This is a genomic window from Streptomyces sp. NBC_01515 (genome assembly GCF_045040345.1).
Classification (GTDB): Bacteria; Actinomycetota; Actinomycetes; order Streptomycetales; family Streptomycetaceae; genus Streptomyces.
In genome coordinates this window covers 7347220-7365824 of the sequence record NZ_CP109416.1, presented here as the reverse complement: position 1 = coordinate 7365824, position 18605 = coordinate 7347220, and the positions used below count along the sequence as shown (strand labels likewise).

Sequence of the window (18605 nt, the reverse complement as noted above, 5' to 3'; positions counted from 1 at the left end):
ATCAGTACTGCGTCTGCAGGTGCTCCCAGAACCCGTCCCGCAGCGCCCGCCGCAGATCGGCCTGCCCGCGCAGCGAGTACTGCAGCAGCCCCTCCGCCTCGACCAGCAGGTCCTGGTCGACGGACCCCGGCAGATACGGATGCCCGGGCAGCAGCTCCACCAGCGCTTCCCTCCCCCGCGCCGCGAGCCACTTCGCCGCGATCTGCGCGCCCACGAAACGGACGTCGTCGCGGGTGGGCCGGGTGGCGGCGGCCTCGTAGACGGCGGACGCGCGCCGGGAGACGTACGGCTTGAAGAAGTCGAGGTCGAAGGTGCGCTGACTGTCGACCTCCCAGAGGAGCGGCTCCGCCTGGTTACGTCCCTCCGGCGCCTCGATGCCCCACAAGTGGACGCGGGCGCCGTACCCTTGGGCCGCCTCGACCGCCGAGACCAGGTCCTCGTCGCCGCCGATGAGGGCCGCGTCGCTGATGGCGCGGTGCCGGGCGAGGGACTCCAGGTCGGAGCGGATGAGTGAATCGACGCCCTTCTGCTGGTTGTTGGCGTTCAGATTGCCCAACCGCACCTTGACGTCCGGGAGTTCGGCGATGGCCTGCTGCTCGGAGGTGTGGATGCGCCGCCGGGCACCGTCGTACCAGTAGACCCGCAGCAGCCGGCTGTCCGCGAAGATCGTGCGGGCCTTGTCGATGAGCGCCTCGATGAGGCCCTCGGCGTCGAGGTCGAAGGTGCGTCGGTCCTCGGTCCCGGAGACGAGCCGGCCCGCGGCTGCATACAAATACCCGGCGTCGACGAAGATCGCATGCGTCGAGGGCGTCTTCGCCACTTCGGCGAGCATGCGCTGCAGCAGCTCGTTCGTGCGGTCGATGCGGGCGCTGAGGGCCGCGAGGTCGTCGTTCATCGCCTCCATTGTCCCGGCGGTCACGCTGCGAACACAACCGGTCCCGGTCAGTCTCGCGTCGATCTCTTACCGGTCAGTAATTAGGCGTGCGAAAAATTTCCTTAGCGTAGGGAATGTTTGTAACACGCATCCCGTTGACTACATACGTAACCAAGTAGTTCTCCTCAGGAGGATGACCAGACGAAGGGAGAAGCCCATGCGCTTCGAAATCATGCGTCTCGACGAGGTCGACGGCACCACCGTGGACAGCACCGTCGTGGACGCCGCCTCCGTCAATCGGATCGTGCAACAGGCCGCCGCCATCGGACAGCGCCTGTGGATCCGTCCCGCCGAGACCAAGGCCTCGTAACACCGAGGCCGCGCACTACCTACGACGTAACACCGACGACGTAATACCTACGACAGAGCCCGCGACCCCGACGCGGATCGCGACCACACTTCAGAGCCCCGCACGGCACCGACGCCGTGCGGGGTTTCCGCGTTTCCGGCCCCGCTCAGCTCGTCCGGATCACCTGGGTGATCCCGTTGATGATCTGCTGCACGGCGATGGCGGAGAGCATCATCCCGGCGAGCCGCGTCACCAGCACCACCCCGCCGTCCTTGATGACCCGGATGATCAGCAGCGAGTACCGCATCACCAGCCACAGCACGACATGGATGGCGAGGATCGCCGTCCACACCGACACCTGCGTGGCCGCGCTGTCGGCCCTCTGCACGGCGAGGATGACGGACACGATCGCACCCGGCCCGGCGAGCAGCGGCATGCCCAGCGGCACGAGGGCGACGTTGACGTCCTTGGTCTGCTTGGGCTCGTCGGTCTTGCCGGTGAGCAGGTCGAGCGCGATGAGCAGGAGCAGCAGCCCGCCCGCGATCATCAGCGCGGGCACGGAGACGTGCAGATAGTCGAGGATCTGATGCCCGAGCAGCCCGAAGACGGTGATGACACCACCGGCGACACACACGGCCTGGAAGGCCATGCGCTTCTGCACCTTGGACGGTCGTCCGGCGGTCAGCGCGAGGAAGATCGGGGTGATCCCAGGGGGATCCATGATGACAAAAAGGGTCAGGAAGAGGGAGCCGAAGACGGCGACGTCGAACATGGGTGAGCCACGAGCCTTGCAGGTGAGAGTGAACGGGGACGAACGGACGGCGGCGGGCGTCAGACTCCGCCGGCCCCCGGCACCGGGAACGCCCCGGTGGCGCGCCGCGTGATCTCGCCGTACACCTCGGGATCGGTCGTGTACTCCCCGAGCTGCACGCTCTTCCGGCTCCCGTGATAGTCACTGGACCCGGTGGCGAGCAGCCCGAGTTCCTTGGCGAGCCCCCGCAACCGCACCCGAGTCTCGGCGTCGTGGTCCATGTGCTCGACCTCGATACCGTCGAGCCCGGCAGCGGCCATCTCGGCGATGGCGGCCTCGGGCACGGTGTGCCCGCGCTTGCTGGCACCCGGGTGCGCGAACACGGTCACACCCCCCGCAGCCTTCACCAGCCGAATCGCCTCGAACGGATCGGTCTCGTGCTTGGCCACATGAGCGCGCCCACCGTCGGCGAGCCACTCCCCGGTGAACGCGTCGTTCACCGTGGGCACAACACCCGACTCGACCAACGCGGTGGCCACATGAGGCCGCCCGACGGACCCTTCCCCGGCGATCCGGGCGACCTGCTCCCAGGTCACCGGCACACCCAGTTCCTGAAGCCGCCCCACCATGGCCCGGGCCCGAGGCACCCGATCGTCCCGAACCAGCTCCCGCTCGGCGAGCAGAGCAGGCTCCTCCGGGTCGAAGAGGTAGGCCAGCAGATGCATGGACACCCCGTCGATCCGACAGGACATCTCGGCCCCGGTGACAAGAGTGAGCCCCGAGGGCAGCGCCTCGATCGCCTCCGCATACCCACGACTGGTGTCGTGATCGGTCAGCGCGACAACGTCCAGCCCAGCAGCACCGGCATTCCGCACCAGCTCAGCGGGCGAGTCCGTCCCGTCCGAGGCCGTGGAGTGGGTGTGCAGATCGATACGCACGCGCAGACTCCAGACGGTGACGATACGAAAAGGGACCACTCAAGGGTAACGGCAACCCCGGGCCCCTCATGAACACCGCTCAGGGCAGCCAACCAAGGGGCGCGGGGAACTGCGCGACCAGCCACAACGAGCCCGCACCCGCCCCACAACCGAGCGAGGCACCCCCCTCAGGCGCTACGGCTCCAGCAAGCGCGGCGACAACGCCCCACACGGCACGAGATCAACCTCGGCCCCCGCATCCCGCAAATCCGTCAACACCAGCTCGTCATACATCAACAACCCCGACTGCTCGGGCCACACAACGGCCCACAGCCACAACCCCAACGCCTCCCCGGCGAAAACGGCCCGATCATCCGGCGCCGTGGAGACGTGCCACAACGGCGTAGGCCGCCCCGCAGCCAACAACTTCGTCTGCGCAGGCTTCTCGACGTTCATGTAGGGCCCAGGATCCGGCCCGTCGATCCCCGCATACCGCGCCCCGAGACCGACCCCCAGCTCCTCGGCGACAAGGATCAACTCCCCGATGCCCCCGAGCGGCCCCGGCCCGGAACACGCGACCGCCGTAGCCCGCCCCCCACTACGGTCGTCCCCCGCACAGGCCACGCCGGTGAACAGCCATCCGACCGGCAACGGCCACGGCATCCACACCGGCACCTTCGTCCGGTGCACCACCACACTGAGCGCCTCGACGCTGGGCGGGATCACGGGCTGCAGCGGATGCACCGTCCCGTGGAGATCGCACTGCCAGGAATCGGCGAAGAGTCCGGGAGCCCTGACCCGGCCACCACACTTCGGGCAACTGGGTTCGCCCCTCATAGGGCCCCACGGTCCTACCCTCACCCGCGCACGTCAAGGACGATCACCCGTCCGGCCGGGCCACTCACGGAGCGAAACCGGACGGAAGCCGACCCCTAACTAGATGTAGCTTGCATTCATTACCTTACCTAACTTACTATGTGCATATACCAACTACTTGGGAGGAAGCATGGACGACCCCTTCGACAAGGGAGCCGACACCGGCTCGGGCAGCATCCTGCGGCAGCCCAAGGCGGTCTGGGCCACCGCCGGCGCCTCGGTCGTCGCCTTCATGGGCATCGGACTCGTCGACCCGATCCTGCCGTCGATCGCCAAGGGCCTGGACGCCACGGCGAGCCAGGTCTCTCTGCTCTTCACCTCGTACTTCCTGATCACCGCCATCGCGATGCTGGTGACCGGCTTCGTCTCCAGCCGCATCGGCGGCAAGAAGACCCTGCTGCTCGGCCTCGCCCTCGTCGTGGTCTTCGCCGGTCTCGCCGGCACCTCCGGCTCGGTCGGCGAACTCGTCGGCTTCCGGGCCGGCTGGGGTCTCGGCAACGCGCTCTTCGTGTCCACGGCCCTCGCCGTCATCGTCGGCGCGGCGGCCGGCGGCAGCGCCGCGGCGATCCTGCTCTACGAGTCCGCCCTCGGGCTGGGCATGGCCTGCGGCCCGCTGCTCGGCGCCCTGCTGGGCAACCAGAGCTGGCGCTACCCCTTCTTCGGCACCGCGTTCCTGATGGCGATCGGCTTCCTCTGCATCACGGTGTTCCTGAAGGAACAGCCGAAGCCGGCCCAGAAGACCTCACTGCTCGACCCGCTCAAGGCCCTCGGCCACGGCGGTCTGGCCTCCGCGGCCGTCTCGTCCTTCTTCTACAACTACACGTTCTTCACCGTGCTGGCCTTCACCCCGTTCGTGCTGAACATGACCCCGTACAAGTCCGGTGCCGTGTTCTTCGCCTGGGGCGTCCTGCTCGCCGTCTTCTCGGTCTTCGTCGCCCCGCGCCTCCAGGCCCGGTTCGGCTCCCTGAAGGTGCTCGGCGGTTCACTCGTGCTGCTCGCCGTCGACGTCCTGGTCCTCGGCTACGGCAGCCACACCACCGCCGTCGTCTGCACGATCCTGTCCGGCGCCTTCATCGGCGTGAACAACACCGTCTACACCGAACTGGCGCTCGGCGTCTCGGACGCGCCGCGCCCGGTGGCGAGCGCGGGCTACAACTTCGTCCGCTGGTTCGCCGCCGCTGCCGCGCCGTTCTTCGCGCCGAAGATCGAGGGGTGGAGCAACATCCACATCCCGTTCGTGGTCGCGGCGGTCACCGCGGCGCTGGGCGCGCTGGTGGTCCTCGTACGACGGAACGCGCTCACGCACGAGGCCGAGGAGCTGGAGCCGAGGCACGCGGTGGAGGACGGTGTCGCGGTGTTCGCCAACTAGCCGATTCCCGGCCGCCGTTGGTGAGCTTGCTCACTCCGGTGTCAGTCGAGCGGGACGGATTTACGGGAGGGATCCCGTAGGTCCGTCCCGTTCGTCAACCAGCGCTCTTGGAGGGCCTGCGCCCCGTGGACGCGTTTCCAGGCGGCCTCGTTCGGGGTCATGGGGAGCAGCGGCAGGAAGCGCACCGGGTCGAGGGGCGCGTCGAGTTCCAGGTCCTCGACCAGACCGCCCGGCTCGGCGACCAGTACCGAGGTGAACGGAGCGCCGGGCCACAGCGGTTCGCCCACGTCGAGCGAGGCGCCGGGGGCCACGACCACACCCTCGACCTGCGGGGACGCGGCGAGAACGGCAAGGGGCCGTAGCACCTTGTCGGTGTCGGCGAGGCCGCCGCGGACGGAGAGGACCAGCTCGGCGCGCGGGCCCGCGACCGGGTCGGCGAGCGTCGCCGTGGGGTCGCTCATCGGCTGCGCGGACATGCCGAGGGTGGCGTAGCGGACGACGGTCCCGTCCTGGCTGTCGTCCTGGAAACGCAGGACCTCGACGCGGTCCGTGCCGAGGAAGGTGACCGCGGCGCGGGCGTCCGGATCGCCCAGCGCGGTACGCAACCGTGCCTCGACCAGAGCAAGAACATCAACCATGCGGCGAGCATAGAACTCGTCAGTACCGGGCAAAGCAGCGCCTTGACAGTTCGGTCGGCTGATAGTCTTGGCCGGTCGTTCGGGCAGCACGCAGAAGCGTCGCGATCACGTCCCGACGCCGTCGACACTCCCCCACGGGGGACCGGCCGGAGGAGGTGGGGCTGCAATGGACCGAAGTCGGCCTGGCAGTACCACCCGCTCTTCCGGCCGCTGATCTCGTCGCTCTGGCTCTGCTTCTAGCCTCCAGCCGGCTGCCGCCGCCTCTCGCACTTCTTCACCGTCGCGGAAGAGCACTTCGTTTCTTTTTCCTGATCTGCCTGATCTGTCCGGTGTGTTCGATCCGACCGATCTGTCTGTTCCGAAGTCAGTGCCTGTATCAGTAACGAAGTTCGCCACCGCGACGGTGCGGTGCTCCCCGCTTTGTGGACGTGCCAAACATCCGTACCCAGGACGTCCCCATTCCGGGCAGTTCCAACCGTCCGTCGGCGCCTTTCGTTGCTCGTCGCGAAGGAGCCCGCCATGTCGATGATCCGCGACCTGCGTGCCGTGGTCCGCCCGTCCCGTCCCGCCCTGCGCAAGGACGGCGGCGCGTACGACACGACCCGCGACCCCGGCACCCCCTCGGCCGTCGTCGACTGCGCCGTGTACCGCGACGGCGCCCGCATCGACACCGGCAAGCCGCTGACCCCGCACGAGGCGATGCGTCTGGTGCGCCGGGACGGCGGCTTCGTGTGGATCGGCCTGCACGAGCCCACCGAGGCCGAATTCGCCGTCATCGCCCGGGAGTTCGGACTCCACCCGCTCGCCGTCGAGGACGCCGTACAGGCCCACCAGCGACCCAAGCTGGAGCGCTACGACGACTCCCTCTTCACCGTCTTCAAGACCATCCACTACGTCGAGCACGACCAACTCACCGCCAACAGCGAGGTAGTCGAGACCGGCGAGGTCATGTGCTTCACCGGGCGGGACTTCTTCATCACCGTCCGGCACGGCGGCCAGGGCTCGCTGCGGGCGCTGCGGCACCGGCTGCAGGACGACCCCGAGCTGCTCGCGCGCGGCCCCTCGGCGGTGCTGCACTCGATCGCCGACCACGTCGTCGACGGATATGTCGCGGTCGCGGACGCGGTGCAGGACGACATCGACGAGGTCGAGACCGAGGTGTTCACGCCGGGCCGCAAGGGCGGGGTGTCGCGCGGTGTCGACTCGGCACGGATCTACCAACTCAAGCGCGAGGTACTGGAGTTCAAGCGCGCGGTGTCGCCGCTGCTGCGTCCCATGCAGCTGCTGAGCGAGCGGCCGATGCGGCTGATCGACCCGGACATCCAGAAGTACTTCCGCGATGTCGCCGACCACCTCGCCCGGGTCCACGAGCAGGTCATCGGCTTCGACGAACTCCTCAACTCGATCCTCCAAGCCAACCTCGCGCAGGCGTCCGTCGCCCAGAACGAGGACATGCGGAAGATCACCGCCTGGGCCGCGATCATCGCCGTACCGACGATGGTGACGGGCGTGTACGGCATGAACTTCGAGCACATGCCCGAACTCCACGCGCGGTACGGGTATCCGGCGGTGCTCGCCTTCACCGTGACCGTCTGCCTGGCGATCCACCGCACGCTGAAGCGCAACGGCTGGCTGTGAGCGGCCTGGATAGGCTGAGCGCCATGACTAGCAGCGAGCTGCTCGACCAGGCCCTCGTCGAGGAGGCCACGAAGAAGTCCGGCCTCGTCTGGGTCAACGGTCCGGGCGTCCCGGCCCGCGCCCTGTGGCACGTCTGGCACGAGGGCGCGGCCTGCCTGATCGGCGACGGACCGGGCGAACAGCCGCTGCCGGGACTGACCGACGGCGGCCCCGCCGAGGTCACCGTCCGCAGCAAGGACAAGGGCGGCCGACTGGTCTCGTGGACCGCGAAGGTCGTCGAACTGGCCCCGGACTCCGAGGCCTGGACGGCGACCGTCGCCGAGCTGAAGGGCAAGCGCCTCAACGCCCCCGACGGCGAGGCGATGACGGCCCGCTGGTCCCGCGAGTGCCGGGTGCTGCGCCTGGAACCGACGGGAACGACGGCCGACCTGCCGGACGGTTCGCTGGCGGAACCCCCGCTGCCGACCCCGGCGACGACCCGACAACCGATCCCGGCCGGCCTGCCGCGCCTGCTCCTGAAGAAACGCAAACGCCGGTAACCGCCCTCAGGAAGAAGGCAGTTGCTTGCCGTAGTCGACAGTGTCGCCGTCGGCCGGCTCCGTCACGGCGAAGCTCTTGCCCCAGTCCGAGAAGGTCAGGGTGCCCGCGCCGCCCGCGCGGACCAGACGGAGCGGATACGGCTTGCCCTCCAGGGAGACGTCGAGGGTGCCGCCGGAGCCGTCGTCGCCGGTGATGCGGATCGTGCGGACGCCGTTCTGCGCGTGGTGTCCGTCCGTCGCGAGTGAGCCGTGCAGGGTCAGCAGACTGGAGAGGAGGACGGCCTTGTCCGTGAAACCACTGAACTTCTTGTACGAGGGATCGCCCTGCGGCACCTTCACGTACTTGCCGTGCAGCGAGTCGCCGACGCCCGAGTCCCCGTTGCCGTTCCAGAAGTCCGCGTCGGCCTTCAGGTACAGCTCCTCGCCGATCCGCAGCAGCCCGAAGGTCGACCCCTTCGAGGTGACCGACCCGCTGCCGCCGTCCGACTTCAGCCGCATGTCGAGCGTGTACGTCCGCCCGCTGGTGACGACGGTCCCCGACAGCCGTACCGCGTCGGCGGCGCCCGCGGCCGTCACGGACCTGGACTGGATCTTGTCGGCGGCCAGCTTGCCGACCCCGTTGGTCCCCGCGTCCGGGTCCCCGCCGCCGCACCCCGTCAGGGTCAGGACACAGACCGCGCCGAGCAGCGCCGCACGACGGTTTCGGACCTGGGGAATCGCAGTCACAGGTGGGTTGCCTTCCGTGCGGGGGGGGCGATGGCGTACGGCAGCGTACCGGGGCCGCGAGACGCCGGCGGAGCCAGTCCGTCCGGACCGCCCACCAGCGCGGATCACATAGGGACGGGCTAGCCTGAAGCCCGTCCGAGCAGGCATTTCGGAAGATCCGGAAACCACGGAATCCATCGGCAAATCAGAAGAGAAAGAAGGAGGTGCGGCCATGGCAGCCGGCGCTCCCCGAGTCTTCGTGTCGCACCTCTCCGGTGTCGCCGTCTTCGACCCGAACGGCGACCAGGTGGGCCGCGTCCGCGACCTCGTCGCCATGCTCCGCGTGGGGCGGCGGCCCCCGCGGCTGCTCGGCCTCGTCGTCGAACTCTCCACCCGGCGCCGCATCTTCCTCCCGATGACCCGCGTCACCGGCATCGAGTCCGGCCAGGTCATCACGACCGGCGTGCTGAACGTCCGCCGCTTCGAGCAACGGCCCACCGAGCGGCTGGTGTTCGGCGAACTCCTGGACCGGCGCGTCACGCTCGTCGAGACCGACGAGGAGGTCACCGTCCTCGACCTGTCGGTGCAGCATCTCCCCGCCCGCCGGGACTGGGAGATCGACCGCATCTTCGTACGGAAGGGCCGCACCGGCGGAGCCTTCAGAAGGGCCAAGGGCGAGACGCTGACCGTGGACTGGTCCAGCGTCACCGGTTTCTCCCTTGAGGAGCAGGGACAGGGCGCGGAGAGCCTCCTGGCCACCTTCGAGCAGCTGCGCCCCGCAGACCTGGCCAACGTCCTGCACCATCTCTCCCCCAAGCGCCGGGCCGAGGTCGCCGCCGCCCTCGACGACGACCGCCTCGCCGACGTCCTCGAAGAGCTCCCGGAGGACGACCAGATCGAGATCCTCGGCAAGCTGAAGGAGGAGCGCGCGGCCGACGTCCTGGAGGCCATGGACCCGGACGACGCGGCCGACCTCCTCTCCGAACTCCCCGAGGACGACAAGGAGCGCCTGCTGAACCTGATGCAGCCCTCCGAAGCGGCCGACGTACGCCGCCTGATGTCGTACGAGGAACACACCGCGGGCGGTTTGATGACGACCGAGCCGATCGTCCTACGGCCCGACGCGACCGTCGCCGACGCGCTCGCCCGGGTCCGCAGCGCCGACCTCTCCCCCGCGCTCGCCGCCCAGGTGTACGTCTGCCGGCCGCCCGACGACACCCCGACCGGCAAGTACCTCGGCACGGTCCACTTCCAGCGGCTGCTGCGCGACCCGCCGTACACCCTGGTCAGCGCGATCATCGACGACGACCTGCAACCGCTCGACCCGGACGCGTCACTGCAGCTGATCGCCGGGTTCTTCGCGACGTACGACATGGTCGCGGCGCCCGTGGTCGACGAGACCGGGTCGCTGCTCGGGGCGGTGACCGTGGACGACGTGCTGGACCACATGCTGCCGGAGGACTGGCGGGAGACCGAGTTCCACCTCGACGAGAGCGAGGGCGAGGGCGGGAACGAGGGCGACCGCGAGAACGAGGCAGAGCCAGAGACATCGGAAGAGACATCGGCGGACGCTTCGACAGAGGCATCGGCAGAGGCGGAGGAGGTGGCGGCTCATGACTCCTGAGCGCGAGTCCACGCGCGAGCGGACACCGGCGGGCGCGACCGCCACCACCAGGCCCCGGGCCAGGCTCGACCAGCCGCGTTCGCCCCGGCGCCGGTTCCTGCCCGAGTACGACCCGGAGGCCTTCGGGCGGCTGTCGGAGCGGATCGCGCGGTTCCTGGGCACCGGGCGGTTCATCGTCTGGATGACGGTCGTCATCATCGCGTGGGTGCTGTGGAACATCTTCGCGCCGCGGGACGTGCGGTTCGACAACTACCCGTTCATCTTCCTGACGCTGATGCTGTCGCTCCAGGCCTCGTACGCGGCCCCGCTGATCCTGCTCGCGCAGAACCGGCAGGACGACCGCGACAAGGTCAACCTGGAGCAGGACCGCAAGCAGAACGAGCGGTCGATCGCCGACACCGAGTACCTGACCCGCGAGATCGCCGCCCTGCGCATCGGCCTCGGCGAGGTGGCGACCCGGGACTGGATCCGCTCCGAACTCCAGGATCTGGTGAAGGAGCTGGAGGAACGCGGCGAGGCACGCGAGAACGGCCACCACAAACACGTCGTATTCCCGGCGGAACGGTCGCACGGACGTGACGTAGACGACCGGTGACGGGCTTACCGGGCGCCCCGCGCGGCGCCGTACCATCGACCCCATGGCTACGGAAGACGCGGTGCGTGAAGCGCTGTCGACGGTGAACGACCCCGAGATCAACCGACCCATCACCGAGTTGGGGATGGTCAAGTCGGTGGAGATCGGTGCGGACGGAGCGGTCGCGGTGACCGTGTACCTGACGGTCTCCGGCTGCCCCATGCGCGAGACGATCACGCAGCGCGTGACGGATGCGGTCCTGGGGGTCGAGGGCGTCACCGGTGTCGACGTCACCCTGGACGTGATGAGCGACGAGCAGCGCAAGGAACTCGCGACCGCCCTGCGCGGTGGCAAGACCGAGCGCGAGGTCCCCTTCGCGCAGCCCGGCTCCCTCACGCGCGTGTACGCGGTCGCCTCCGGCAAGGGCGGCGTCGGCAAGTCCTCGGTGACGGTGAACCTCGCGGCCGCGATGGCCGCCGACGGCCTGAAGGTCGGTGTCGTCGACGCCGACATCTACGGCCACAGCGTGCCGCGCATGCTGGGCGCGGACGGCCGTCCCACCCAGGTCGAGAACATGATCATGCCGCCGTCGGCACACGGCGTGAAGGTCATCTCCATCGGCATGTTCACGCCGGGCAACGCACCGGTGGTGTGGCGCGGCCCCATGCTGCACCGGGCGCTCCAGCAGTTCCTGGCGGACGTGTACTGGGGCGACCTGGACGTCCTGCTCCTCGACCTTCCCCCGGGCACGGGCGACATCGCGATCTCCGTCGCCCAACTCGTCCCGAACGCCGAGATCCTGGTCGTGACGACCCCTCAGCAGGCGGCGGCCGAGGTCGCCGAGCGGGCCGGCTCCATCGCCGTACAGACCCACCAGAAGATCGTCGGCGTCGTCGAGAACATGGCGGGCCTGCCCTGCCCGCACTGCGGCGAGATGGTCGACGTCTTCGGCACGGGCGGCGGCCAGTCGGTGGCGGACGGCCTGACCCGCACGACGGGCGCCAGCGTCCCCGTGTTGGGCAGCATCCCGATCGACGTCCGCCTCCGCGAGGGCGGCGACGAGGGCAAGCCGGTCGTCCTGACGGACCCGGACTCCCCTGCGGGGGCGGCGCTGCGGGCGATCGCGGGGAAGCTGGGCGGCCGGCAGCGAGGCCTCTCGGGCATGTCGCTGGGGATCACCCCGAGGAACAAGTTCTAGGGATCTTCTTACGAGGTCCTACAGGGACTTCTCTACGACGATGGGGGCGCCGTCCGCTGAGACGGCGCCCCCATCGTCGTAACCGCTACTGGGCGGCGTAGGTCGTGATGTCCTTGATCATGGCGAAGCCGAGCCCGTACGCGCTCATGCCCCTGCCGTACGCCCCCACGTGGACGCCCTCCTGGGTCGACCCGGCGAGGACCCAGCCGAACTCGGACTCGCGGTAGTGGAAGGGCGTCGGCACGCCGTCCACGGGGAGGGACAGGGTCGACCAGTCGTCGCCGGCGAGGTCGTCGGCCAGGACCCAGGCCGTCTCGGTCTGCTGCTCCAGCCAGTCGTCGCGCAGAGTGTGGTCCATCTGCCCGGGCCAGGTGAAGGACAGCAGCCCCACACCGGCGAGCCAGGCCGCGGAGGACACCGAGGTGGCCTCCAGGAGGCCCGTGCCGTCGGCGGTGCGCCGGGCGGGGTTGCCCGCGACGGTGACGACGACCGCGAACTTCTCCTTGTCCTCGGTGCCTTCGTTGCGTACGGAGGGCTCGTCGCCCTGCCCGATCGAACCGTGTTCGACGGCTCCGTCCGCCGCCATGCCCACCTGCATCAGCCAGCGCGGTCCCGTGAAGGCCTCGTCGAGGCCGTACCACGGGAAGGGCGCCAGCAGGTAGCCGTCGACCGTGCGCCGGGCGGAGGGGAGTGGTTGTCCACCCTCCGCGGCCGGCGCCTGCGCGCCTACCCGACTCGTCGTCTCCATGCTCCGGACGCCTCCTCGTTCTCGTCGGACCGGGGCGGCCCGCCCCCCTTCGGGCGACTCGCCCGGTCCGCACAACAACTCGGCAGCATAGCCACCTCGTGCGAGGCAGCCCGGAAAGCGCCCGGCGCGCGAGGCGCACAGGGGCCCTGTTCGGGCCGTACGGAGGCGCGGAAGGGGCTGGAGCGGTATGAAACGCGTCACGTAGGAAGCCGCGGGACGACTGTCCCCGTACGGCTCAGGTGGCGTCCGTACGACTCAGGTGGCGTCCGCGTCGAAGGGCGGGCGGTCGTCCTTCTCGGGGTCCTCGGGCTTCTTGGTCATGTCGAGACGACCGCTGCCGGAGGACGACGACGAAGGGGACGACGAGGAAGAGGAGGGGGTGTCCGCGCTCTGGACCGCCTCCGTGACCTCGGCCATCTCCTTCTTCAGGTCGAAGCCGTTGCGGATCTCCTTGAGCCCCAGTTCGTCGTTGTCCAGCTGCTTGCGCAGGAACGTCTTGGGGTTGAGGTCCTCGAAGTCGAAGTCCTTGAACTCCGGACCCAGCTCCTCGCGGATGTCCGCCTTGGCGCTCTCCGAGAACTCTCGGATCTTCCGGATCGTCCGCATGACGTCCTGGATGACCTTCGGGAGCTTGTCCGGACCGAAGACGAGCACGGCGAGGACAATGATCGTCACCAGCTCTAGCGGGCCTATGTCATTGAACACCTGAAGCTCCTTGCGATGTCCTCGGTCCTCGGCCCTCGGTGGTCTGTGCGGGTCTTCCGTGGTCCGGGCCGGGTCCACGGTACCCGGCGATCCCACCCGACCGGTACTGTCCCGGGGGCTACGAGTGGGTGTACACCACCGGTTTTCCGGGTTGTTTGCCTAGTGGGACGGGGCGCGGGCCTCTCACCTGTGACGTTTCTGTCAATCGCCGGTCGACGAGCCCAGAACGAGCGACAAGGTCATGTCTTTGCCACCCCGCCGCAGAGTCAGCCGCAGCTGGTCGCCGGGCCGATGAGCACGCGTCCTGACGATGAGCTCGTCACCGGAGTGAACCCGCACGCCGTCGACCTCGGTGATGACGTCGCCGGCCTTGAGCCCCGCCTCGGCACCGGCCCCTCCCGGGGTGACGGCGGGCCCGTCGCCGCCCTTCGAGGCGACACGGGCTCCGTCTCCGGCGTAGTCCAGGTCGAGGGTGACGCCGATGACGGGATGGGTCGCCTTCCCGGTGTTGATCAGCTCCTCGGCGACGAGCTTGGCCTGATTGACAGGAATGGCGAACCCGAGCCCGATGGACCCGCCCTGCCCACTCCCGTCCCCGTCCCCGCCTCCACCCCCGTCCCCGTAATCGGCGGACCGAATAGCCGAGTTGACCCCGACCAGCCGCCCCTGAGCATCGAGCAACGGCCCACCGGAGTTCCCGGGATTGATGGGCGCGTCGGTCTGCAACGCGTCGACATACGACACATCGCTCCCGTCCGACGACTCACCCCCGGCGGTGATCGGCCGCTCCTTGGCGCTGATGATCCCGGAGGTCACGGTGTTGTCGAGATCAAAGGGCGCGCCGATCGCGACGACAGGGTCCCCCACCCGCACGTTGTCGGAATTCCCGAGCGGCATCGGCGTCAGCCCCCGCACCCCCCTCACCTGCACGACGGCGAGGTCGTACCCGGTGTCCCGCCCGACGACCTTGCCCTTGACGGTCTGTCCCCCACTGAAGCGGACGGATATCGCCCCGTCACCACCAGCGGGCCGGACGACATGGTTGTTGGTGAGAATGTGCCCCCGCCTGTCCAACACGATCCCGGTCCCGGTCCCCGACTCCTCGTCCCCGCTCACATGCAGAGTCACCACACTGGGCAGAGCCCGAGCGGCAATCCCGGCAACACTGCCCGGCACCCGCTGAGCGTCTTCCTTACCGGCCTGCGGCAACACGACGCCCCCACCGATCCCGTCCCGCTCCAGATGCGCCCCTACGACACCACCGACACCGCCGGAGATCAGAGCGAGGGCGAGCGCCGAGGCAGCGAGGAGCTTCCGGGTGCGGGTGCGGTGCTGGTCGGGGGTGAGGGTGGGGGTGCCGGCCTGTTGGAGGGGAGCGGGGGTGGCCCAGGGGTCGTAGCGGTGCCAGGGGTTGGTGGGTGGGGGTGCCTGGTCCGGGGAGGGAGTGGAGGCCTGGTCCGGGACGACAGGGGTGCGGGCGAGGTCTGGTGGAGTGAGGGAGGCGGTGGTCGAGGTGTCGGAGAGGGGCGGTGCGGGGGGAACGAGGGGTGCGGAGATGCCGGGGGCTGAGGTGTCGGCGCCGGGCGCGGTGTCGGTGAAGGGCGGTGCAGGGGGAGCAAAGGACGCCGGGGTCGTGACGGGGGGCGCGGGGGTGCCTGGAGGCGCGGCCTCGACGAAAGGCAGTGCAGGAGTGCCAGGTGGCACGGGTGCGGTGTACGGGACGGGAGTGCCAGGAGCTGCTGTGTGGGCCTGTGGGGCCGCGCCGGGCGCAGAGGTGACCGCAGGGTGCTGAACAGGCGGCGCGAGCGCCCAGGGCCCCGGCTCGCCGTACGGCGGGGTGCTGTAGGGGTCGGGGTCGTGCAGGGGCTTGGGGCGACCGGTGGGCGGGAGGACCGCGCCGGGGATGGTCGGGGGTTCGGGCCGCACGGAAGGTGGTTCCGACGCGAAGTCAGCGCCGACGCCTACAGACACGGCCCCAGCCGGAGAGGCCGACACGGGGTGGTCCAGCCCGGAAACACGACTGGCTACTACGGCCACGCCGCCGGCCGGGGAACCCGACGCGGGGTGGCTCAACTCGAAGTCACTGCCGGCGTCTACGACCGCCCCGTCCGCCTGGGACGCCGAGGCAGGGTGGCCCAGCTGGACGCCAACGTCCGCTGCTGCAAGTCCAGTTGGAATCTCGGGCACAGGCCGGTCCAGAGCCGAGTCACCGCCTTCGCCCACGACGACACCGCCAGGCGAAGACACCGGCACAGGTCGACCCAACCCGAAGTCACCATCAACGTCTACGGCCGCGCGGCCAGCCGAGGACTCCGGCACCGACTGGTCCAGCTGGACACCAACGTCCCCTGCCACAAGGCCGGCCGGAGACTCAGCCACAAGCCGGTCCAGCTCCGAGTCACCGTCAACATCCGCGACCACACCGCCAGCCGGAGACTCGCCCACAGGACAGTCGGGCTCAAAGCCAACATCCACGCCCTCGCCCGCACCGCCAGCCGGAGACTCGCCCACAGGAAGATCCACCTCGGCGTCACCACCCGTACCCACAACCGCACCGCCGACCGAAGCCCTCGGCACAGGGCGACCCAACTCGAAGTCGGCGTCAACTCCCGCACCCACAACGCCAGTCGGGCTCTCCGGAACACGACGCCCCGGCTCAAAGTCACCGCCAGCGCCTACGCCCGCACCTGCAGCCGAAGGCCTCGCTACGGGGCGCCCCAACTTGAAATCGCCATCAACGTCCGCAACCGCACCGCCAGTAGGAGCCCCACCCACAGGCCGACCCCACTCGACGTCACCGCGGACATCCTCAGCCGCACCCCCGGCCAAGCCCCCCACCACAGGACGCCCAACCTCGAAGTCACCCCCACCAGAAGCCACTTCACCGCTGAGCCCCTCAACAGGTGCCCGCAGTTCGAAGTCCCCGTCGCCGGCTCCCCGCGACGTCTCACCCCGCACCGCACCCGGCGGCCGCAACGCAAAATCCCCGTCGGTATCCCCGACACTCTCGGTATCCGCACCGGTATCCCCATCGACGCCAACCCCACGGACATGGACCTCGGCATCGCCCAAAGGCCCAGGCGCCACACCCTCCGCCTCGGCGTCAGTCGTGCCCGGAATCGGATCGCCCGTCGCCCCTGGCGCAGCCGGACCTCGACCCCGGCCCCACCACTTCGGCTTCGCGGACCTCGCGGACCCCCGCTCCCGCATCCCCTCGTCCATGGTCCCCGTCCCCCCACAACAGCCCGCGCCACCCCGTACTCCCCGGATTCAACCAGGTTCGCGGGCCGTGGCGCAGGGGCCGGTCAGAGGCCGGTCAGTGGAGGGGGTGGGAGGGGGGCGTGGGGGTGGTGGAGGGGGACGAGGTGGTGTCGGGCGCCGGTGTGCGGAGCAGGCCCGGGGTCATGACCTCGGGGGCCGTGGACCAGGACGTGAGGGCGACCGGCGGGGTCGCGTTGAGGGGGCGTATCAGGGGGGACATGACCGCCGCTCCGGCCATCACCGGCGCGGTGAGCGTGTGCATGACCTCGTCGCCCTGGACGGCCGCGGGTGACGGCACTCCGGGCAGGAGCGGTGCGGAGACCGAGGTCGGCGGGACCGCGGTGTCGCCGAGCATCGAGCGCTGGCTCGTGCCCTGGGCGAGCAGGGGGCCGACCCCTCGGCGGCGCCCGGCGTCGGTGGTCGCCGCCGTACCCGTGCCCTGCGTACGTGCCGGTGTCACACCCGTACCGCCCCGCGCTTCCGCCGCCGTGTCGCCCGGCGCGACCGTGGCCACCCCGCCCAGCGCGATCGCGGCCAGCGAGACCGCTCCGGCGGCGACGAACGCGAACCGCATCCCGCGCGAGGCGGACCGGTCGGCGTCGTGCCGGCTGACGTCATGGATACGGAAGCCCTCGCGGGCGGACCGGGAGGGAGCGGACGGGGTCAGGGCCGTGGCCGCGTGCGGGCCCGCCGGGACGTAGCCGAACTCGAACGCGTCGAGCGGGCCGTCTCTTCTGACGCCGAAGACACCGATCCCGGCGGCGAACAGTCCCCCGCCGGGCGGCTCCTCGCCGTCCGTGTCGCCACCTCCCCCGGGAAGCCCCTGCAGACGGGCCAGGAAGCTCTCGGAAGGGGGCGGTGGGGCCATTTCCGCGAACACGTTCTTCAGTCGGCGCTGCGCGTCGGCCTCGGCCTTGCACTTCGTACAGGTGGCCAGGTGCGCCAGTACACGCTCGCGCGACTCATGACCGAGCTCCCCGTCCACCAGGGCGGAAAGTCGGTCTCCCAGATGCTGCTCCGCAGGCGTAGGACGTGATCCACTCACGCGGTCGCGCCCCCTCCCCCCAGCGCGGGCACACGCGCCACGAAGGAACGGCGCTCGGCCCGTGCTTCCGGCGAGCGGTGCGCGAGGGCCTTGCGGAGCTGGGAGCGGCCACGGTGGATCCGGGAACGGACCGTACCGAGCTTGACGCCCAGGGTCGCAGCGATCTCCTCGTACGAGAGACCCTCGATGTCGCACAGGACGACCGCCGCCCGGAACTCCGGGGCGAGGGTGTCCAGGGCCTGCTGGACGTCCGCGTCGAAGTGCGCGTCGTTGAAGACCTGCTGGGGTGACGGCTCGCGGCTCGGCAGTCGCTCGGCCGCGTCCTCCCCCAGCGCGTCGAAACGGATGCGCTGCTTGCGGCGGACCATGTCCAGGAAGAGGTTGGTGGTGATGCGGTGCAGCCAGCCCTCGAAGGTGCCGGGCGTGTACGTCGACAGCGAACGGAACACCCGGACGAAGACCTCTTGCGTCAGGTCCTCGGCGTCGTGCTGGTTCCCCGTCAGGCGGTACGCGAGCCGGTACACACGGCCGCTGTGGGTGCTGACGATCTCCTCCCAGGTGGGCGGAGTCCACGCCTGCCCGTCCGCGTCGGTGGAGAAGGTCGCGGTCTGGGCATGGTCAGCGGCGTGGCTGTGGTCAGCAGCGGTGTCGTTCACGGATTTCGGCCTGCCCGCCGATCCGAGAAAGCGCCGAAGCACTCCTCCCCGATCCACAGGTACAGCCGCACCTCCCCTGTCGGCTCTGGTGGTGTCCAGTGGAGCCCCTACCATAGCCACCTCGCCCGTTAGCTCCGG

The 18605-nt window shown here is 69.7% G+C and carries 18 protein-coding genes; 7 read left to right on the top strand and 11 right to left on the bottom strand.

From position 1 onward, the window contains the following. Position 1: 1 nt before the first annotated feature. Positions 2-895, bottom strand: coding sequence for an NYN domain-containing protein (locus OG407_RS33515; protein WP_328679254.1), 894 nt, complete (start codon positions 893-895; stop codon positions 2-4). A gap of 196 nt (positions 896-1091) precedes the next feature. Here OG407_RS33515 and OG407_RS33510 point away from each other — a divergent pair, with 196 nt between their 5' ends. Continuing rightward, positions 1092-1244: a hypothetical protein gene (locus OG407_RS33510; RefSeq protein WP_019058373.1), complete on the top strand. Its 153-nt coding sequence runs from the start codon at positions 1092-1094 to the stop codon at positions 1242-1244. Positions 1245-1389: 145 nt separating this feature from the next. On the opposite strand, the gene OG407_RS33505 is transcribed toward OG407_RS33510, so the two are convergent. The 3 genes from OG407_RS33505 to OG407_RS33495 form a co-directional block, all read right to left on the bottom strand. Next, complete coding sequence (locus OG407_RS33505; RefSeq protein WP_405863244.1) at positions 1390-1995, bottom strand: MarC family protein; 606 nt, start codon at positions 1993-1995, stop codon at positions 1390-1392. Between the two features lie 59 nt (positions 1996-2054). Then, entirely contained in the window at positions 2055-2912 is an 858-nt protein-coding gene (locus OG407_RS33500; RefSeq protein WP_403591227.1) for a PHP domain-containing protein, read from the bottom strand. A gap of 174 nt (positions 2913-3086) precedes the next feature. Further along, positions 3087-3728, bottom strand: coding sequence for a DUF6758 family protein (locus tag OG407_RS33495; protein ID WP_405863243.1), 642 nt, complete (start codon positions 3726-3728; stop codon positions 3087-3089). A 169-nt stretch (positions 3729-3897) separates the two neighbouring features. Here OG407_RS33495 and OG407_RS33490 point away from each other — a divergent pair, with 169 nt between their 5' ends. Beyond that, positions 3898-5136 carry an MFS transporter gene (locus tag OG407_RS33490; RefSeq protein WP_403591232.1) on the top strand — a complete coding sequence of 413 codons (1239 nt, stop codon included), beginning with the start codon at positions 3898-3900 and terminating at the stop codon, positions 5134-5136. Positions 5137-5177: 41 nt separating this feature from the next. Here the strand turns inward: OG407_RS33490 and OG407_RS33485 are convergent, their stop codons facing one another. Then, positions 5178-5774 (bottom strand): suppressor of fused domain protein, encoded by a 597-nt coding sequence (locus OG407_RS33485; protein ID WP_405863242.1) that lies wholly within the window; start codon positions 5772-5774, stop codon positions 5178-5180. Positions 5775-6293: 519 nt separating this feature from the next. Here OG407_RS33485 and OG407_RS33480 point away from each other — a divergent pair. Both OG407_RS33480 and OG407_RS33475 read left to right on the top strand, forming a co-directional pair. After that, a complete protein-coding gene (locus OG407_RS33480) occupies positions 6294-7412 on the top strand; it encodes a magnesium and cobalt transport protein CorA (RefSeq protein ID WP_405863241.1) in 1119 nt (372 codons plus the stop codon). A gap of 23 nt (positions 7413-7435) precedes the next feature. Then, a complete protein-coding gene (locus OG407_RS33475) occupies positions 7436-7951 on the top strand; it encodes a hypothetical protein (RefSeq protein ID WP_329349518.1) in 516 nt (171 codons plus the stop codon). 6 nt (positions 7952-7957) lie between these two features. On the opposite strand, the gene OG407_RS33470 is transcribed toward OG407_RS33475, so the two are convergent. After that, a complete protein-coding gene (locus tag OG407_RS33470) occupies positions 7958-8677 on the bottom strand; it encodes a hypothetical protein (RefSeq protein WP_405863240.1) in 720 nt (239 codons plus the stop codon). Between the two features lie 211 nt (positions 8678-8888). Here OG407_RS33470 and OG407_RS33465 point away from each other — a divergent pair, with 211 nt between their 5' ends. From OG407_RS33465 to OG407_RS33455, 3 genes are read left to right on the top strand one after another with little or no spacing between them, the layout of a single operon-like run. Beyond that, complete coding sequence (locus OG407_RS33465) at positions 8889-10280, top strand: magnesium transporter MgtE N-terminal domain-containing protein (protein WP_405863239.1); 1392 nt, start codon at positions 8889-8891, stop codon at positions 10278-10280. Beyond that, entirely contained in the window at positions 10270-10875 is a 606-nt protein-coding gene (locus OG407_RS33460) for a DUF1003 domain-containing protein (protein ID WP_405863238.1), read from the top strand. Before OG407_RS33465 ends, OG407_RS33460 begins: the two co-directional genes overlap by 11 nt. Positions 10876-10918: 43 nt before the next feature. Continuing rightward, positions 10919-12052: an Mrp/NBP35 family ATP-binding protein gene (locus OG407_RS33455; RefSeq protein ID WP_366489690.1), complete on the top strand. Its 1134-nt coding sequence runs from the start codon at positions 10919-10921 to the stop codon at positions 12050-12052. An 85-nt stretch (positions 12053-12137) separates the two neighbouring features. Here OG407_RS33455 and OG407_RS33450 read toward each other — a convergent pair whose 3' ends face one another. The 5 genes from OG407_RS33450 to sigE form a co-directional block, all read right to left on the bottom strand. Beyond that, the gene (locus OG407_RS33450) at positions 12138-12800 is read right to left on the bottom strand and encodes a hypothetical protein (RefSeq protein WP_405863237.1); all 663 of its coding nucleotides are present in this window, start codon (positions 12798-12800) and stop codon (positions 12138-12140) included. Positions 12801-13055: 255 nt separating this feature from the next. Further along, entirely contained in the window at positions 13056-13505 is a 450-nt protein-coding gene (locus tag OG407_RS33445; RefSeq protein ID WP_328679272.1) for a sec-independent translocase, read from the bottom strand. A 201-nt stretch (positions 13506-13706) separates the two neighbouring features. Next, a complete protein-coding gene (locus tag OG407_RS33440) occupies positions 13707-15431 on the bottom strand; it encodes a trypsin-like peptidase domain-containing protein (protein WP_405863236.1) in 1725 nt (574 codons plus the stop codon). Positions 15432-16821: 1390 nt separating this feature from the next. Beyond that, positions 16822-17811, bottom strand: coding sequence for an anti-sigma factor family protein (locus tag OG407_RS33435; protein ID WP_405863235.1), 990 nt, complete (start codon positions 17809-17811; stop codon positions 16822-16824). Then, positions 17808-18509 carry an RNA polymerase sigma factor SigE gene (sigE, locus tag OG407_RS33430; RefSeq protein WP_019072074.1) on the bottom strand — a complete coding sequence of 234 codons (702 nt, stop codon included), beginning with the start codon at positions 18507-18509 and terminating at the stop codon, positions 17808-17810. Before sigE ends, OG407_RS33435 begins: the two co-directional genes overlap by 4 nt. Positions 18510-18605 lie beyond the last annotated feature (96 nt).

What these genes read in the sequence shown, in the direction of transcription:
- OG407_RS33515 (WP_328679254.1), bottom strand. Translation starts at nt 895, where the DNA reads ATGAACGACGACCTCGCGGCCCTCAGCGCCCGCATCGACCGCACGAAC.
- OG407_RS33510 (WP_019058373.1), top strand. Translation starts at nt 1,092, where the DNA reads ATGCGCTTCGAAATCATGCGTCTCGACGAGGTCGACGGCACCACCGTG.
- OG407_RS33505 (WP_405863244.1), bottom strand. Translation starts at nt 1,995, where the DNA reads ATGTTCGACGTCGCCGTCTTCGGCTCCCTCTTCCTGACCCTTTTTGTC.
- OG407_RS33495 (WP_405863243.1), bottom strand. Translation starts at nt 3,728, where the DNA reads ATGAGGGGCGAACCCAGTTGCCCGAAGTGTGGTGGCCGGGTCAGGGCT.
- OG407_RS33490 (WP_403591232.1), top strand. Translation starts at nt 3,898, where the DNA reads ATGGACGACCCCTTCGACAAGGGAGCCGACACCGGCTCGGGCAGCATC.
- OG407_RS33485 (WP_405863242.1), bottom strand. Translation starts at nt 5,774, where the DNA reads ATGGTTGATGTTCTTGCTCTGGTCGAGGCACGGTTGCGTACCGCGCTG.
- OG407_RS33480 (WP_405863241.1), top strand. Translation starts at nt 6,294, where the DNA reads ATGTCGATGATCCGCGACCTGCGTGCCGTGGTCCGCCCGTCCCGTCCC.
- OG407_RS33475 (WP_329349518.1), top strand. Translation starts at nt 7,436, where the DNA reads ATGACTAGCAGCGAGCTGCTCGACCAGGCCCTCGTCGAGGAGGCCACG.
- OG407_RS33465 (WP_405863239.1), top strand. Translation starts at nt 8,889, where the DNA reads ATGGCAGCCGGCGCTCCCCGAGTCTTCGTGTCGCACCTCTCCGGTGTC.
- OG407_RS33460 (WP_405863238.1), top strand. Translation starts at nt 10,270, where the DNA reads ATGACTCCTGAGCGCGAGTCCACGCGCGAGCGGACACCGGCGGGCGCG.
- OG407_RS33455 (WP_366489690.1), top strand. Translation starts at nt 10,919, where the DNA reads ATGGCTACGGAAGACGCGGTGCGTGAAGCGCTGTCGACGGTGAACGAC.
- OG407_RS33450 (WP_405863237.1), bottom strand. Translation starts at nt 12,800, where the DNA reads ATGGAGACGACGAGTCGGGTAGGCGCGCAGGCGCCGGCCGCGGAGGGT.